This window comes from Caballeronia sp. GAWG2-1 (genome assembly GCF_023631405.1).
GTDB lineage: Bacteria > Pseudomonadota > Gammaproteobacteria > Burkholderiales > Burkholderiaceae > Caballeronia.
The window spans coordinates 1-15,547 of record NZ_JALQDD010000036.1 but is presented as its reverse complement, the minus strand read 5'-3'; the positions used below and the strand labels follow the sequence as shown (position 1 = coordinate 15,547).

16 protein-coding genes and 1 pseudogene are annotated in these 15,547 nt (G+C 62.3%); 5 read left to right on the top strand and 12 right to left on the bottom strand.

Translation table 11 applies throughout. From position 1 onward, the window contains the following. Both NCR98_RS23905 and NCR98_RS23900 read left to right on the top strand, forming a co-directional pair. The coding region (locus tag NCR98_RS23905; protein WP_250527509.1) for an RHS repeat-associated core domain-containing protein at positions 1 to 1,349 on the top strand (1,349 nt) is incomplete at its 5' end. Positions 1,350 to 1,352: 3 nt separating this feature from the next. Next, positions 1,353 to 1,682: a hypothetical protein gene (locus tag NCR98_RS23900; RefSeq protein WP_250527508.1), complete on the top strand. Its 330-nt coding sequence runs from the start codon at positions 1,353 to 1,355 to the stop codon at positions 1,680 to 1,682. Positions 1,683 to 1,716: 34 nt separating this feature from the next. Here NCR98_RS23900 and NCR98_RS23895 read toward each other — a convergent pair whose 3' ends face one another. Further along, positions 1,717 to 1,797 (bottom strand): SymE family type I addiction module toxin, encoded by an 81-nt coding sequence (locus NCR98_RS23895; RefSeq protein ID WP_250527510.1) that lies wholly within the window; start codon positions 1,795 to 1,797, stop codon positions 1,717 to 1,719. A gap of 61 nt (positions 1,798 to 1,858) precedes the next feature. On the opposite strand from NCR98_RS23895, the gene NCR98_RS33700 reads away from it, so the two are divergent. Together NCR98_RS33700 and NCR98_RS23890 are read left to right on the top strand one after the other, a co-directional pair. After that, positions 1,859 to 2,014 (top strand): hypothetical protein, encoded by a 156-nt coding sequence (locus NCR98_RS33700; RefSeq protein ID WP_502799800.1) that lies wholly within the window; start codon positions 1,859 to 1,861, stop codon positions 2,012 to 2,014. A 7-nt stretch (positions 2,015 to 2,021) separates the two neighbouring features. Further along, entirely contained in the window at positions 2,022 to 2,282 is a 261-nt protein-coding gene (locus NCR98_RS23890; protein ID WP_250527507.1) for a PAAR domain-containing protein, read from the top strand. A gap of 400 nt (positions 2,283 to 2,682) precedes the next feature. Here NCR98_RS23890 and NCR98_RS23885 read toward each other — a convergent pair whose 3' ends face one another. The 10 genes from NCR98_RS23885 to NCR98_RS23840 all read right to left on the bottom strand — a co-directional run bounded on the left by NCR98_RS23885 (position 2,683) and on the right by NCR98_RS23840 (position 13,978). Continuing rightward, positions 2,683 to 4,071: an FAD-binding oxidoreductase gene (locus tag NCR98_RS23885; protein ID WP_250527506.1), complete on the bottom strand. Its 1,389-nt coding sequence runs from the start codon at positions 4,069 to 4,071 to the stop codon at positions 2,683 to 2,685. Positions 4,072 to 4,102: 31 nt separating this feature from the next. Continuing rightward, positions 4,103 to 4,864: an SDR family NAD(P)-dependent oxidoreductase gene (locus NCR98_RS23880; protein WP_250527505.1), complete on the bottom strand. Its 762-nt coding sequence runs from the start codon at positions 4,862 to 4,864 to the stop codon at positions 4,103 to 4,105. Further along, on the bottom strand, positions 4,861 to 5,625 hold the full coding sequence (gene rpiA / locus NCR98_RS23875) for a ribose-5-phosphate isomerase RpiA (protein ID WP_250527504.1): 765 nt from the start codon (positions 5,623 to 5,625) through the stop codon (positions 4,861 to 4,863). The genes NCR98_RS23880 and rpiA overlap by 4 nt, the downstream gene beginning before the upstream one ends. 20 nt (positions 5,626 to 5,645) lie before the next feature. Continuing rightward, a complete protein-coding gene (locus NCR98_RS23870) occupies positions 5,646 to 6,491 on the bottom strand; it encodes a MurR/RpiR family transcriptional regulator (RefSeq protein WP_244831884.1) in 846 nt (281 codons plus the stop codon). Beyond that, on the bottom strand, positions 6,491 to 7,192 hold the full coding sequence (locus NCR98_RS23865) for an HAD family hydrolase (RefSeq protein ID WP_250527503.1): 702 nt from the start codon (positions 7,190 to 7,192) through the stop codon (positions 6,491 to 6,493). Before NCR98_RS23865 ends, NCR98_RS23870 begins: the two co-directional genes overlap by 1 nt. Continuing rightward, positions 7,189 to 8,718, bottom strand: a complete 1,530-nt coding sequence (gene xylB / locus NCR98_RS23860; protein WP_250527502.1) for a xylulokinase — start codon at positions 8,716 to 8,718, stop codon at positions 7,189 to 7,191. Before xylB ends, NCR98_RS23865 begins: the two co-directional genes overlap by 4 nt. A gap of 13 nt (positions 8,719 to 8,731) precedes the next feature. Beyond that, a complete protein-coding gene (locus NCR98_RS23855) occupies positions 8,732 to 10,183 on the bottom strand; it encodes an aldehyde dehydrogenase family protein (RefSeq protein ID WP_250511742.1) in 1,452 nt (483 codons plus the stop codon). Between the two features lie 22 nt (positions 10,184 to 10,205). Then, positions 10,206 to 11,225, bottom strand: coding sequence for an ABC transporter permease (locus NCR98_RS23850; RefSeq protein WP_250468124.1), 1,020 nt, complete (start codon positions 11,223 to 11,225; stop codon positions 10,206 to 10,208). Between the two features lie 11 nt (positions 11,226 to 11,236). Further along, positions 11,237 to 12,811 carry a sugar ABC transporter ATP-binding protein gene (locus NCR98_RS23845; RefSeq protein WP_250527501.1) on the bottom strand — a complete coding sequence of 525 codons (1,575 nt, stop codon included), beginning with the start codon at positions 12,809 to 12,811 and terminating at the stop codon, positions 11,237 to 11,239. 72 nt (positions 12,812 to 12,883) lie between these two features. Beyond that, on the bottom strand, positions 12,884 to 13,978 hold the full coding sequence (locus tag NCR98_RS23840) for a sugar ABC transporter substrate-binding protein (protein WP_250527500.1): 1,095 nt from the start codon (positions 13,976 to 13,978) through the stop codon (positions 12,884 to 12,886). Between the two features lie 363 nt (positions 13,979 to 14,341). On the opposite strand from NCR98_RS23840, the gene NCR98_RS23835 reads away from it, so the two are divergent. Continuing rightward, positions 14,342 to 15,403 carry an Ldh family oxidoreductase gene (locus tag NCR98_RS23835; RefSeq protein ID WP_250527499.1) on the top strand — a complete coding sequence of 354 codons (1,062 nt, stop codon included), beginning with the start codon at positions 14,342 to 14,344 and terminating at the stop codon, positions 15,401 to 15,403. Positions 15,404 to 15,421: 18 nt separating this feature from the next. Here NCR98_RS23835 and NCR98_RS23830 read toward each other — a convergent pair. After that, a pseudogene (locus NCR98_RS23830) lies at positions 15,422 to 15,547 on the bottom strand (Crp/Fnr family transcriptional regulator); the annotation flags it as partial.

The following is a 15,547-nucleotide window of genomic DNA, read 5'->3' as shown; positions in this document are numbered from 1 at the left end:
TGCGCTGGCGCGGCTCGGAGGACACGAGCAACTTCGGGGCGTGGTGGAGGTCGCTGCCCAAGTGCATCGGCAACGTACTGAGGGAATTGGACTCGACGAGCTACGACTACGACGAGCGCGGCAATCTGATCACAAAATCGGGCGGCGCTCACGCGCCGTGGCGATACCGATATGACGAACAGAACCGGCTAATAGAGGCCAGCCGCTATGCGCGACCGCCCGCGCCGTGGGAACGCAGCCACCATGCGCCACGGGACGACAGCCCGCCCAAGCCCGAACTCGTGGTTCGGTTCTCTTACGACGCGTTTGGCCGGCGCATTGCCAAGGAAGTCCAGCGCGCAAGCGGCCCCGCCGAACTGACGGTCTTCACGTGGGATGGCGACGTGCTCCTGATGGAAGAGCGCTTCGAGGCGTTGCCGCGTGAACGCGGCTTCGAGCGCAGATCGGAGAATGCGCGGTACGCGATGGTGCGGGAGGATGCGCAGGACGCGTACTCGCTACCGGTCGCGCAGCGCATGCACACGCTCGACGCGGAGTACCAGTGGACGCGCGCCTCGCTCTATCTGCATGAGCCGGCGACGTTCGTGCCGCTGGCGCGGCTCGATGAGAAGCTGGTCGAACCGGCGTTCCTCGCCACCGGCACGGACGGGCGTTTTGTGCAGATGCCCGCGAAGTCGAAGCATGCGACGGTGTTCTATCAAAACGATCATCTGGGCACGCCGCAGGAGTTGCTCGATGAGTCTGGCAAGGTGGTTTGGCTTGCGCGCTATAAGGCGTGGGGCGGGCGAAAGGATGCGCCCTATGGTAAGGAAGACCCGGCTGAGACGGATAACGCGATCCGGTTTCCGGGGCAGTATGTCGATGAAGAGACGGGGCTGCACTACAATCGGCATCGGTATTATGATCCGCAGAGCGGGCGGTTCACGAGCAAAGATCCGATTGGGTTGGCGGGTGGGATCAACGCGTATCTATACGCGCCCAATCCGGTGCAGTGGATCGATCCGCTTGGATTGACCAACACGTTCCCATCAAATCCTGATGACATGACAAAAGTTTTGGGTGTTGATCCCAAGATTGGAACGACCCCAGACGGCACGCCTCGTTACACATGGTTTCCGAATGGCAGTACGCGCATTCGTTACGAAAGCCATCCCGAGGGCTTGTGTCCTTGCGACAAAGGATTCAATCCACGACATCATGGGCCGCATTATCATGTTGAAACAAAACCCGATGATGTGAGCTGGGGCCAGGCAGCCCGTCGCGGTGTGATAACCAAATCAAAGCCGGATGGTTATACACCTGGCAGTGGCACCGGCTTTAATCCGGGCGAAAATTTTCCGGGAAGCTAGGAAATGAAAAGTAGTGAAATTCTTGTTGCAGATGCCCAGATTGAATCGTTCGCCTATGAAGACGGACGTCTGATGGTGCTTATCCGAACTGATGGCGGTGCCTTTGAAGTTGTCTTCCATACGGTTCTCGGCATGAAAACCGTTTCCCCGGAAAGACAGGATCTGTCGCATTTGGCCGAAAGTACCGAGAGTATGTATCTCTCTGAGACATGTGAGGCGGCAGAGGAGCCAGCAACTGGCTTCAAGGAATTCAGTTTTATCTCAGCTTGGACCGACGAGCCAATATTAACGGTCGTCGCTATTGATGTTCAGGTTTCGAGAATTTCTCGTTAGAACGGCGGGCCGCAATATGCGGCCCTCCGTTCGTTTATTCGGCGGTGATGGTGAGGCGACCGTGTTCGACAGTGATTCTCACGCGCTGCCCTGCTTCAAAGCCTGCCTGCTCGATCCATCGCCCGGCGAGCTTGAGCTACGGATAAAAGCGGCGGCTCGGGACGTTGCCAGACCAAGTGAACGACCGCAGCCTCGCCTTTCTTTACCCTGGCGAGAACTTTCAGGCGGTTGTTGATTTAGCCCATAAGCAAAAGCCAAAGGCGACCACGGAGGAAGTGATTCAATGCCTCAATCACTATGCCGACCATGACGATTTTCTTGATCTAAGTTAGAGACAAAATGACATCAATTGCTTGCATAGGCGACAGCACCACCCACGGCGGCCGCATCATCACCGGATCAGACACGATGGACATCGACGGACGCAAAGGCGCACGAGTGGGCGATCTCGTGTCATGTCCCGAACACGGCGTCAATCCCATCATTCAAGGCTCGGACTTGCTAACCGACACCAACGGCGAACACGTTGCGCTGAATGGCCATCTCACAGCGTGCGGCAGTCGAATAATTGCCTTAGGCGATCATGGCTCGATTGATTGACTAGCTCTGAGCGTGAGATCACGCGCTCGGGCAGGTACGAGCAGACCGGGTTCGACGTGCGCAACATCACTATTTCCGTGGGACGATGTCGGCTGGCGGCATCAACGGAAGCTGGTGTCGAGACACGCTACGAGCGCGACCCAAAGGAACGCTCAGTGCTCGCAAGGTCGGCAAGCGGGCCCCAGAAGATTGCCACTACGACGCGCGGCCGCCAAAACTTATGGAAGCCGATAAGTCTGCATCCACGACCGAGAGACCCAAGCGACTTCATGGCACCAAGTAGCCGTTGTTACGTTCATGCTAAACGGCGGAATCACGTCGAACGTATTAATTGCGATCGGGCAAGATAACCGATTCCCCGGATCTGCCCAAACCACCGTCTGAACTGCCAAACAAAGCCCTAAATCACCTTCCCCGGATTGAGAATCCCATCCGGATCGAGCGCCGCCTTGATCGCGCGCATGGCTTCGAGATCGGTCTCGCGACGGCTCTGCGGCAAGAAGTGCCGCTTCTTCACGCCGATTCCATGCTCGGCCGAAATCGATCCCGCGAACTCGCGCGTCACGTCGTAGATCACACTGTCGATATCGTCGTGATCGTGCTTGCCCATGCCCGGCACGTCCACGACGATATGAATGTTGCCATCGCCAAGATGCCCATACGTCAGGACGAGCGCTTGCGGCCAGCGTTCGCGAAGACGCGCCTCGCACTTTTGCGCGGCATCGCCCACCTGCGCGATCGAAAAGCTCACGTCGTACGCCGCGTGATTCGGAATGAAGCGCTGATACTCGCCGGGCGCATCGCGAATCGACCAGAAGTCGCGCGCGTGCGCTTCCGACGACGCAATCGCGGCGTCCGTCACCACGCCGTCTTCCAGCATCGCGCCGAGAAACTCTTCGAAGGCATCGCCGTGACGGACCGGATCGGTGCCGACGCTCTCCAGCAGCACGTAGAACGGATGCGCATCCGCGAGCGGCGCGCGCAGGTTCCTGAGGTTGCCGATAACGGCATCGTGATAACCCGCCCACATCACTTCGAACGCGGATACCCCTGCGGCCAGCCCCGCCTGCGCACGCGTCAGCAGCGTGGTTACCGCGCGAAAGTCCGGCAAGCCGCACCACGCGGTGGCGGTCGCCGTTGGCTTCGGCCGCAATCGCAGCACGACACGTGTGATGATCGCGAGCGTGCCTTCGCTGCCGATCAACAAATGCCGCAAGTCATAGCCGCTGTTGTTCTTGATCATCTTGTTCAAGTCGCCGATGACCTTCCCGCTCGCCAGCACCGCTTCGACGCCGAGTACCTGATCTCGCATCATCCCGTACTTGATGACGCGGTTGCCGCCCGCGTTGGTGGCAAGATTGCCGCCAATGGAACAACTGCCGCGCGCGCCGAGATCCAGCGGAAAGTAAAAGCCCGCCGCGCTCGCCGCTTCCTGCACCACTTGCAACGGCGTGCCCGCTTCCACCGTCATGGTCGCGGAGACTTCATCGATCTCGAGGATGCGGTTCATGCGGTCGAGACTGAGCACGACTTCGTCCGTCAGCACGTTCGCGCCGCCCACGAGCCCGGTGAGCCCGCCTTGCGTAACGACCGCCTGCTTGTATTTCGTGCAGAGAGCGAGCGCCTTGGCGGCTTCCTCCGTGTTGCGCGGCCGGACGATGGCCGAAGGCGTCGCGCCCGGCAACCCGCTCCAGTCCACGACGCGCCGGTCGCCGAACTCTTCGGGCAACGCGACGACTTCCGCGCCAAGGGTTTCGCGCAAGGCGCTCACTGCTTCGCGTGCGGTCATTTGATGCTCGTCTCCATGCTGTATTTGCGGATCACCAGACAGTGTAGCCACCGTCCATGACGAGGTCCGAACCGGTCACGAAGGCGCTCGCGCGCGAAGCGAGGAACACCACCCCGGGCGCGATTTCATCGGGCGTCGCCATGCGGGCGAGCGGCGTGCCGGCGATCCACACCTTGCGCCACGTTTCGTTTTCGAAGCCGCGTTTGGTGAGTTCGGTGCCGACATATCCCGGCGATATCGAATTGACGCGCACGCCATCCGCGGCCCATTCCGCCGCGAGCGAGCGCGTCAAATGAATCACGCCCGCCTTCGATGCGTTGTACGACGCCTGCGGCTGCGGCTTGTTGGCGATCGACCCGCTCATGCTCGCGATGTTCACAATGCGCCCGGACTTCTGCCGCGTCATGTGCCGCGCGGCGCTTCGGCAGCAATAGAACACGCCGTCGAGGTTGACCGCGAGCACCGCGCGCCAGGCGGCATCGTCGGTTTCGAGCGCGGAGGCATTCTTTACGATGCCAGCGTTGTTCACGAGCACGTCGAGCTTGCCGTGACGCGCGACGACGGTATCGAAGGCTTGATCGACAGACGATGAATCCGTCACGTCCAGTGCGACGAACGTGCCGCCGATTTTCTGCGCGGCCTTTTGTCCGAGCGCTTCATCGCGATCCGCGACGACGACAGTTGCGCCCGCGCTCTTCAAGCCTGTCGCAATCGCAAAGCCGATGCCTTGCGCCCCGCCCGTCACCACGCAGACATCGCCATCCAGACGGAAGGCATCCAGTGTCGAACTCATGTGCGCGCTCCTTCGAAGACGACGATATCCGCCGTGCCATCCGCGTGACCGACGATCATCTCGCTTGCAATGCCGGTGAAGAGGCCGTGTTCGACCACGCCCGGAATGGCGTTGAAGCGCGGCGACAGCGCGAGCGGCTCGGGAATGGCTTGGAGATGACAGTCGAGGATCCAGTTGCCGCTGTCGGTGACGACGAGTTCGCCGTTCTTCACACGCCGCTCGATACGCACGCTTTCGTCGAAGCCCGCCGAGACGAACAGATCGCGCAGCAAACGCTCCGTGCTCTGCCAGCCGAACTGGATGATCTCGATAGGCAAGGGAAAGCGTCCCAGCGTATCGAAGACTTTCTTATCGTCGACGACAGCGACCATCTTGCGCGATGCCGCCGCCACGATCTTTTCCCATAGAAGACACGCGCCGCCGCCCTTGATCATGCTGCCCTGATGATCGATCTCGTCCGCGCCGTCGATAGTTACGTCGAGCCGGTCGATCTGCCCTAGATCGGTCAACGGCACACCGAGTTCGAGCGCAAGCTCACGCGTGGCGTTCGAAGTCGGCACGCCGACGACATCCAGCCCGTCCTTCACGCGCGGCGCGAGCGCACGCACGAACCAGTGCGAGGTCGTGCCCGAACCGAGACCCACCTTCATGCCCGGCTTCAGATAGTGATCGACCGCCTTGTTGCCAGACACGAGTTTCGCTTCGTCCTGTTTCGATGCGGGTTTGAGCTGGGCATAGCCCGGTTCGATATACGTAGCCAATTGCGTCTCCGTTGACTTGCTTAGTCCATGAATTTGTCGGTGAACCACGGGTCGAGCGCGGCGAGATTGTCGGGCAACTCGCGGCCTTGAGCGAGGCCGAGCATCGCCACGAGCATGTTCACCACGAGCAGATGGTTGATCCGCGCCGTGAGCGGCGTGTACAGCTCGGTGTTCTCATAGGCGGGCACGGCAATGGTCAGATCGCACGTCTGCGCGAGCCGCGAGCCGGGCGCGCAAATGGCGATGGTGATTGCACCCTTGCCCTTGGCCATGGCAGCGGCCATCACGAGCGACTTGGTCGAGCCGGAATGCGAGAAGAACACGGCCACTTCGTCGTTGCGCAAGGTTGGCGCGAGCAGCAACTGACGCTGGCTTTCGAGCACTACGCGGCAATGCAGCCCCAAGCGAAAGAACTTGTGCTCGGCATCGAAGGCAATGGTTTCGGAGATGCCGAGGCCGAACAGAAAGATGCCCTTCGCCTCGATCAGATACTTGGCCGCGCGCTCGATGGCGCTCGCATCGACATCCTTGGCGAAGCGCTGAATGGCGTGCAACGAGTTGTTGATGATCTTGTTGCAGACGTTCTCGGGCGCGTCGGCGTTGGTGATCGCTTCGTAATCGAAGGGCGCTTGCGGAATCAGACCCTGGCCCAGACGCACCTTGAAGTCCTGATAGTCCGCGCACTCGAAGCGCCGGAAAAAACGCACCACGGTCGGGTCGCTCGTCTGCGCCGCTTCGGACAACTCGGCCATGCTCATCTTGAGCGCGGCTTCGGGCGCGCCCAGCAAGACATCGGCGATACGCAAGGTCGCGCCCGTCAGCGCAGGGTGTTCGAGCGCAATGCGCCGCAACAGGTCGTTTCTCATCAGGCTCCCGGCAGGCGCGACGCATTGAGCGCGGCGCACCTTGTTACTAGATCGGCGAACGAGTCGAGCCGGGCATCCTCGGCAACGGGAACGTCGGGTCCCGTGCCCCAGTTGACGATCAGGCAACGCACCTGCGCACGTTCGGCGCATTCGGCGTCGATGCGCGTATCGCCGATATAGAGCGCATGCTCGGGCGCGACGTCGAGCGCTTCGAGCGTCGCGAGCAGATGCCGGGGATGCGGCTTTCTCTGTGCAAGCATATCGCCTCCGATCACCGAGCTGAAGTACTGCTCGATGCCGAAATGCGCGAGCACTGCCTGCGCCAGATGCTGTGCCTTGTTCGTGCATACGCCGAGCTTGATGCCCGCCGCATGCAGCGCGGGAACTGCGGTGAGCGCGTCGGCGTACACGGTCGCTTCGCCAACCGGGTGCTGCTTGTAAATGGACAAATACGCTTCGACGTCGGCGCTCACGCGATCATGATCGAGCGTGAGACCCAAGCCCTTATACAACTTGTCGATCAGCCCGAACGACCCTTCGCCGATGTACTGCGCCACGAAGCTCACCGTCTGCAGCGGCAGGCCATGCGTCGCGAGCAGACGATTCACCGCGTTGGCGATATCGGGCGCCGTGTCGACGAGCGTGCCATCGAGGTCGAACACGATGGCATCGACAGGAACTTCCGCGAGATTGACGGTCATCGGTTGGTGCTCTCCGGGTAGGCGGGTTCGGCTGCGATACGCTCATAGACCGGGCGCAACGTGTCGTACAGCGTGCGGAAGGTTTCGAAACGTGCGTCGTAGAGCGGCCCGAGTCGCGCGTCGGGACTGATGCGCTCCGTCACGCGCAAGGTGCTGACGGCTTCGTCGAGCGTGGTCCACCAGCCCGCGCCCACGCCAGCCGCGAGCACCGCGCCGTATGCGCCGCCCTCCGACGCGCCCGTGACAGTGGTGACTTCGCGTTGCAGCACGTCGGCAAGCAGGCGCAGCCAGAAGGGCTCGGCGGTCGCGCCACCGGACACCCGCACTTCGTCGCAGGCGAGGCCTGCGCTTGACCCCAGCGCCGCGATGGCGCGAATGTTCAACAACACACCTTCCATGACGCTGCGCACGAGGTGCGAGGCGTCGTGCATCGAGGTGAGGCCGATCCACGCGGCACGGCCGTCGGCGGCAACGTGCGGACAGCGTTCGCCGAGCAGATAAGGCAAAAACAGCAAGCCGTCCGATCCGGGCGCGGCGGCTTTGGCGAGATCGGTCATCTCCGAGAACGACAGCGCGGGCGTCATGCGTCTTAGCGCACCGCGCAGCCATTCGAACGCGCCGCCCGCCGACAGCGTCACGCCCATCACATGCCAGCGGCCCGGCGCGTTGCCGCACGAAATCTGCAACTGTCCTGTCGCCACCGGACACTCCCGCATGCCGCCCGCGACGATACCCGCCGTGCCGATGGTCACGCCGAGCGGTCCGGTATCGATCGCGCCCATCGACGTGGTCTGGATTACCGAATCGCCGCCGCCGCCGAAGACGGGTGTATCGGCGGACAGGCCCCACGCTTGCGCAAGCTCAAGCCGCAAGACGCCCGCGCGTTCGGTCGATTCCACGACCTCCGGCACGAGGCTCGCGGGCAGGTCGAGCAGCGAGAGCAGCGCTTGCGACCAGGCGCGGCGCTTTACATCGAAGAGGCCGGTACCGGATGCATCGGATACATCGGTGATATGTTCGCCCGTCAGACGCAGGCGCAGATAATCCTTCGGGTTCAGCATGCGCCTCATGCGCGCGAAGAGTTCGGGCTCGTGCTCGCGCATCCACAAGAGCTTGCCCGCAGTGAAACCCGGCAGCATGCGGTTCTGAACCATCGCAAGCAAGCCGTCGAGACCGCCCGCGCGCGCGGTGATCTCATCGCAATGGGGCGCCGCGCGTTGGTCGCACCAGAGAATCGCGGGGCGCAGGACGTTGTCGGCTTCGTCGAGCGCGGCGAGACCATGCATCTGACCCGACAGGCCGATACCCGCCACCGCACGGCGATCCGGCAGCGCGGCGAGCACTTCGGCCAGCGCGCTTTGCGTGGCCTGCCACCAGTGCTCCGGGTCCTGTTCCGCCCAGCCCGGACGCGGCGAGACGAGCGGATAAGACGCGAGCGCCTTCGCCGCCACGCGCCCGTTGCCATCCACCGCGATGACCTTGCACGCGGACGTCCCCACGTCGATGCCGAGAAGATAGCGTTCCATCGTCGCTCTCCGCTCAGGCGCCGTGTCGCAAACGCACGTGCTTCAGATGCAGATACCCTTCCATGCCTTCGCGGCCGTGCTCGTAGCCCGTGCCGCTCTGTTTGCGGCCGCCGTAGGGCGCGTTCATGATGCCCGCATCGACGTGATTGATGGCGACGTTGCCGAAGTCGAGTTCGCGCGAAAGCGTGAAGCTCTCCTTCACGTGCTCCGTGTACGCATAGGCCGCGAGTCCGGCGGGCGTGCCGTTGGCTGCATCGATGGCTTCGTCGAGCGTCTTGTAAGGCGCAACGCCGATCACCGGGCCGAAGGTTTCCTCGTGCATGACGAGCATCTCGGGCGTGCCATCGGCGATGACGGTCGGCGCGAGAAACAGGCCCGCGCCGGAACCGAGCGCGGAAGGACGCCCGCCGCCGCAGAGAATGCGCGCTCCGCGCTCGCGTGCATCGTCCAGATGCCGCTCTACCTTGACGACGCCCGCGCGCGTGGCCATTGGTCCGATATCCGCGCGTTCGTTGGCCACGCCATCGGCGACGACGAGTTTGTTCGCGCCTTCGGTTAGCCGCGCGAGAAACGCGTCGTAGACCGACTCTTGCACATACGCGCGATTGATCGAGATGCAGATTTGCCCGGCATTGCGAAACGCGCGCCGCAACGTGCCCGCGACGGCGAGATCGATATCGGCATGCGCGGTCACGATGAGCGGACAACTGCCGCCGAGTTCCAGCGACAGACCTGTGATGCCGCGCACCGTGCGATAGATGTCCTCGCCCGCCGTGCCCGAACCCGTGAACGCCACCTTATCGATACGCGGATGCCCGACGAGCCGCTTGCCCGCCTCGCGCGCGCCCATTACCAGATTGGCGACGCCCGCTGGCAAGCCCGCGCGATCCACGCAGCGAAACACGGCTTCCGCGCTCGAAGGCGTGTACTCGGAAGGCTTCACGACGATCGTGCAACCCGCCGCCAGCGAAGCCGCGAGCTTCCAGCCGATCAGTTCGACCGGATAATTCCACGGCGCGATAGCCGCGACCACGCCGACCGGTTCCTTCTCCACGAAACTGACGAAGCCATCCTCTTCGTTCGGAATGGTTTCGCCATAGATACGCACCGCCTCTTCCGCGTAATAGTGAAACGCCTTCGCGAGTTTGCGCGCTTCGCCTTGTGCTTCGGCCAATGGCTTGCCCATTTCCACCGTGATCGACATAGCGATCGCGCGTTCGTCCTTCGCGATTTCATCGGCGATAGCGTGCAGCAGGCGCGAGCGTTCGAACGGATTCACGCGCCGCCATGTTTTGAACGCGCGCGAGGCGGCTTCGATTGCGGAATCGATCACGTCCTGGCTCGCATCCGGCGCGCGGGAAACGACTTGCTCCGTGCTCGGATTCGTTACGTCGATCCATTCGCTCACGCCTTCTTTCGTGAAGCGTCCATCGATATACATCTCGCAGTGTCGTGGTTCTGTCATGGCGAAAAAGTGGTGAATGCGTTTATTGCGAGACGAAGTTGACGCGGATCGCGTCGACGGCCACCGCGACGAAAATCAAAATGCCGCCGATCATCTGCACGTAGAACGACGGCACTTCGGTGATCGCGAGACCAACGTGGATCACCGTGAGCAGCAGCACGCCGCCGAGAATGCCGAGCGCGCCGCCGCGTCCGCCGAACACGCTCACGCCACCAATGATCGGCGCGGCAATCGCATACAGCAGGAAGCCTTCGCCCTGATCCGAGGTAATGGCCATTTGCCACGCGGCAAGCAGATAACCCGCGACGCCCGAAAGAAAGCCCGACAACGTAAAGGCGATCACCTTCACGCGATTCACGCGAATGCCCGCCGAGTTGGCCGCGAGCGCGTTGCCGCCGGTCGCATACAGATAACGTCCGAGCACGGTCTTGCGCAGCAAAAAGCCCATGCCCAGCAGCACGACGAGAAACACGATAGGCATGACCGGCCAGTTGTTGATGGTGTACTGCCCGATCCAAATATAGCCGGCGGACATATCGGAGATGGTGTTGCCCTGCGTGACCGCAAGCAGCGAGCCTTGCAGCACGATCATCACGGCGAGCGTCTGGATCAGCGAGACCATCTTGAGGCGCGTCACGCACATGCCGTTGAAAAAACCGATAGCCGTCGCCGCCGCGATGCCCACCGGCACGCCGACAGCGGGCGACAAGCCGAGCCGCGTCGAAACGATCGCGCCGATGGCCGCCGAAAAGCCCATGTTGCTGGCGATCGAGAGGTCGATCTCCGCGACCATCAGCGGCAACGAAACCGCGAGCGCGAGCAAGCCGAGCACGGTTGCCTGCACGAGCACGTTCTGCAGATTCGAGAGCGTGAAGAAGAACGGATTGAGTACGCCGAACACGATCACGAGCGCCGCGAGCCAGAGCCACACGACGTTCTGAAAGACCCACTGCACGCCCGCTCTGCTGCGCTTCGTGCCCGGCGCCGCGCCCGCCTTCGACAACGTGGCCGGCGCCGGCGTGATATCGCTACCTGATTGCATGGACTCTCTCCTCATGTTTGGCTCGCGAGCGGTTCCGGCTCGGTTTGTACCGACGCGGTTTCGACGTTGAACGCCGATTGCAGGATCGCGTCCTTCTCGATCTGCGCGCCCGTGTATTCACGCTCGATGCGCCCGCCCACGAACACGCAGACGCGGTCCACCATGCGCACCATCTCGTCGAGATCGCTCGTGATGACGATCACCGAGAGGCCTTCGCGCGTCAGCGTATCGATGATTCGGTGGACTTCTTCCTTCACGCCGACGTCGATGCCGCGCGTGGGTTCATCGAGAATCAGAAGGCGCGGCGACGTGGCGAGCACGCGGCCGAGACACACCTTTTGCTGATTGCCGCCCGAGAGCGTGCCGAGCAGCACTTCGGGCGTGGCCGCCTTCACGCGAAAGTGTTCGAAATAGCGTTTGACGACGTGACGTTCCGCGCCCGCGTCGATCACGCCGCCGTGCGAGACATCCGCGAGACTCGACAGCGTGATGTTGTGCGCGATGCTCTGCAGACCGACGAGGCCATCGCGATGCCGGTCGTCCGACAAATACGCGATGCCGCGCTCGAACGCCGGACCCGGATGATTCGGCATGACGCTTGTGCGGCCGTCGTGCGAGACGCGACCGCTTTTTGCGCGATTCAAGCCGAAGAGCGCCAGCGCGAACTCCTTCGCACCCGATCCCGGCAAGCCTGCGAAGCCGACGATCTCCCCCGGCGCAATCGAGAAACGCTCCACGTCCACGCCCGGCGCGACCAGGTCTTCGACGAGCCACGCGGCGCCCGCCGCGGCGCCTGCGCCGCGTGCACGGGTGGCTTCGCGGTCGCGATAGAAAAGCGGCACGTCGCGGCCGATCACGAGTTCGGACAGGCCGTCGGAGTCGATCTGCGAGAGGTCGTCGTGCTCGCCCGCGAGTTTGCCGTTGCGCAGCACGGAGACGCCGTCGCAGATATCGAGAATCTCTTCGTTGTAGTGCGAGATGAAGACGAAGGTCACGCCGCGCGCCTTCAGGCTGCGCATGAAGTCGAACAGATGTTCGCGGTCGGCGAGCGTCAGCGCGGTCGTGGGTTCGTCGAGAATCAGCAGCTTGCCGCCGCTATGCAGCGCACGCAGGATGTTGAGCTTGCGCTTGGCGACCGCCGACAGCAAACGCGCGGGCATGCGTGGATCGAAACCCGTTCCTTCGAGCGCGATCTCGACGCTTTGCATCTGCGCGCGCTGGTCCACCTGTTTCAAGAGGCCGCGCTTGACCGGCCAGCGGCCCAGCATGAGATTGTCGGCGACCGACATGGAGTCGACGATCATCGGTTCCTGCGTCACGAGGAACACGCCGCGCGCTTCCATCTGCTTGACGTCCGAGCCTTGCATGTCCTCGCCGTCGAAGGTGATGCTGCCTTCGGTCGGCGCCGTCTGGCCGGAAATGAGCCGCACGAGCGTCGATTTGCCCGCGCCGTTTTCGCCGAGCAGACCGTGAATGGTGCCGCGCCGGATGTTGACCGACACGCGATCCAGCGCGACTACCGCCTTGTAGCGCTTGACGACATCGTGCGTTCTCAGGATGTACTCGTTGCTGCTCATATCCGCCATGAAGCGAACCTCCGTTTGGCGATGGCGCGCGAAGCTCGCGCGCCGCCCTGCTCAACGTGAATCACCGGTGCATCAGGAGTAACGCAGTCCCCATTCGTTATAGGCGATGTTGCCCCACTGGCGTTTGTCCTTCACCGAGGAGGCATCGACGATAAACGGCTGGATCACGAGACTCGGGCCGGTCTCCGATTTGGTGATCTGCGCTTTCTCCCAAAAGTACTGGCTGTTCTGATACGGCCCGAGCGGCACCGGCTGGCCCTTCAGCGAATACTTGTCGAGCATGTCGACGGTGATCTGCGCGTAGGCGATCGGGTCTTGCGAAACCACCGCATCCATGTAGCCGTCCGCGATCCATTGCAGCGCGGCCGGCTCGCCGTCGATATTCACGAAGATCACGTGTCCCTGCTCGCCGACCTTCTTCCACTTGCCCTTTTGCTGCAAGGCCGTGACGATGCCGCGCGCGGGCGAATCGCTCGGCGCGTGGACGGCGTCGAGATCGGGATACTCGGAGAGTGTCGAGAGCGTGACGGACAACATGTTTTTCAGAAGCCCTTCGGTCGGACGGCTGATGAGCTTGACGTCCGGATACTTCTTCATCGTCTCCTCGAAGCCTTCCTTGCGCAGCCGCCACGCCACCGATTGCAGCGCGCCGTAGCAGTTGAGCACCGAGCCTTTCGCCGACCCGTGCTTCTTCTTGAGCAGACTGACAATGGCTTCCGCCGCCATGATGCCGCCCTGATGATTGTCGAAGTCCACCGTCACCGCGACATCGCCGCCGAGCGCGGGGGTATCGATAATGCCGACGGGGATCTTTTTCATGTTGTACTTCTTGATGACGCTGACGATAGCCTGGCTGTCGATCGGGTCCGCGATGATCGCCGACGGGTTCTTCAACATCAGGCTGTTCCACTGTTCGAGCTGCGTCGTGTTGCTGAAGTTGGCGTTGACGGCCTGAAACGTCCAGCCCTTCGCTTCGACGGCGCGCTTCACCGCTTCCTGCTGCGTGGCGAAGAAGTAGTAATCCAGACTCTTGTTGCTATAAGGAACGAACACTTTCTGCTGGGCGAAAGCCTTGCCCGAGACCGACGAAAGCGCGACCGAACCGGCCGTGGCGGCAAGTCCCGCCAGGAACTTTCTACGCGATGCGACTTCCAGTGCTTCTTCCATAGTTGTTGTCTCCTCAACACCGATATGGCAGCGACATTCGCCACGGGACTTGCGCCTTGGGTCAGGTAGTAAATTTCTTTTTGACCGTAGTAATACGAACAAAATATACAAAACGCTGTGGGCGGGCGACAAGATAGGGTTTACTAGCTGACGCGCTGCAATACTATATGCAGCAAGCCTTTCGGCGAATTTTCAGCGCAAATAAAGTGTCCGTTGCAAACGTAGCGTTACTATTTTTTGACATGATGTCGAGCGAACGGACTACGGCAACCCTTCATTTCGCCGACGAAGGCATCAGGGCGCGCGAAAGCTGAAGCTGGTAGAGATAAGACCAGCACGCTTGCTCACTCAAGGAGACACCACATGAACGACGCCACGCGTTATCGCGTGAATCCGGACGCCTTGCGCGCGTTCGTCGCCGAGGTTTATAGAAGCGTGGGCGCGAACGCCGAGGACGCGCACATCGCCGCCGATGCAATGGTGCAGGCCGACCTCTGGGGTCATCAGTCGCATGGGGTGTTGCGGTTCGGCTGGTACTACGCGCGGTTGCGTTCGGGCGCCATGAAGGCGTCGACCAGCCTGAGTTTTCCCGTCGATGCAGGCGCCGTCGCGGTCATGGACGGCGGCGACAGCATAGGTCCGGTGGTGGGACGCGCGGCGACGCTCGACGCAATCCGCCGCGCGAAGGCGCATGGCATCGGCGCGGTATCGGTGCGCAACTCGAATCATTTCGGCACGTGCATGTATTTCACGCGGATGGCGGCGAACGACGGCTGCATCATGCTGTGCATGACCAACGGCGGCCCGAACATGGCGCCGTGGGGCGGGCTCAAGAAGATGATCGGTACCAATCCGTGGTCCGTGGCCGCGCCCGCCGGACGTTATGAACCGATGGTGATGGACGTGGCGAACTCGGGCGTCGCGCGCGGCAAAATCTTTCTCGCGCAGATGCGTCACGAACCGATTCCGCTCGGCTGGGCCGTGGATTCACGCGGCCGCCCGACGACCGACCCTGTGGAAGGCCTCAAGGGTTTCATCCTGCCGATGGCAGAGCACAAAGGGTATGCCATCGGTACGATGGTCGACGTGCTTTCCGGCGTCCTCTCGGGCAGCGGGTGTCTGACGGACGTGCACGGTCCGTACGATCCGGTGAATCGCAGCCGCGCGGGGCATCTGATGATCGCGCTGAATGTCGCCGCATTTCAGCCGCTCGACGAGTTCAACGCGCGCATGGAGCGCTATGTGGAAGCGCTCAAGGCCGCGCCGCCCGCCGAGGGTGTCGACGAAGTGTTCTATCCGGGCGAGAAAGAAACGCGCGCCCAGCAGACTCAACTCGAAGAAGGATTGTGGCTGCCCGCCGATACCATCGCCGGGCTGGATGCGGTCGCCGCCGAAGCCAACGTGAAGATCGTGGCGCGCGACTGACCGCGTGAGACGCGTCGTTCAGGCAAACGTCGCTTCGTTCTGGCGAGCGGCGCGCGGCAGCATCCGGTCGAACTCACGCTTGACGATGCCGTAGCATTCGCACGCACGCTCTTCCAGACCGGCGCGGTCGAGCACCTTGATACA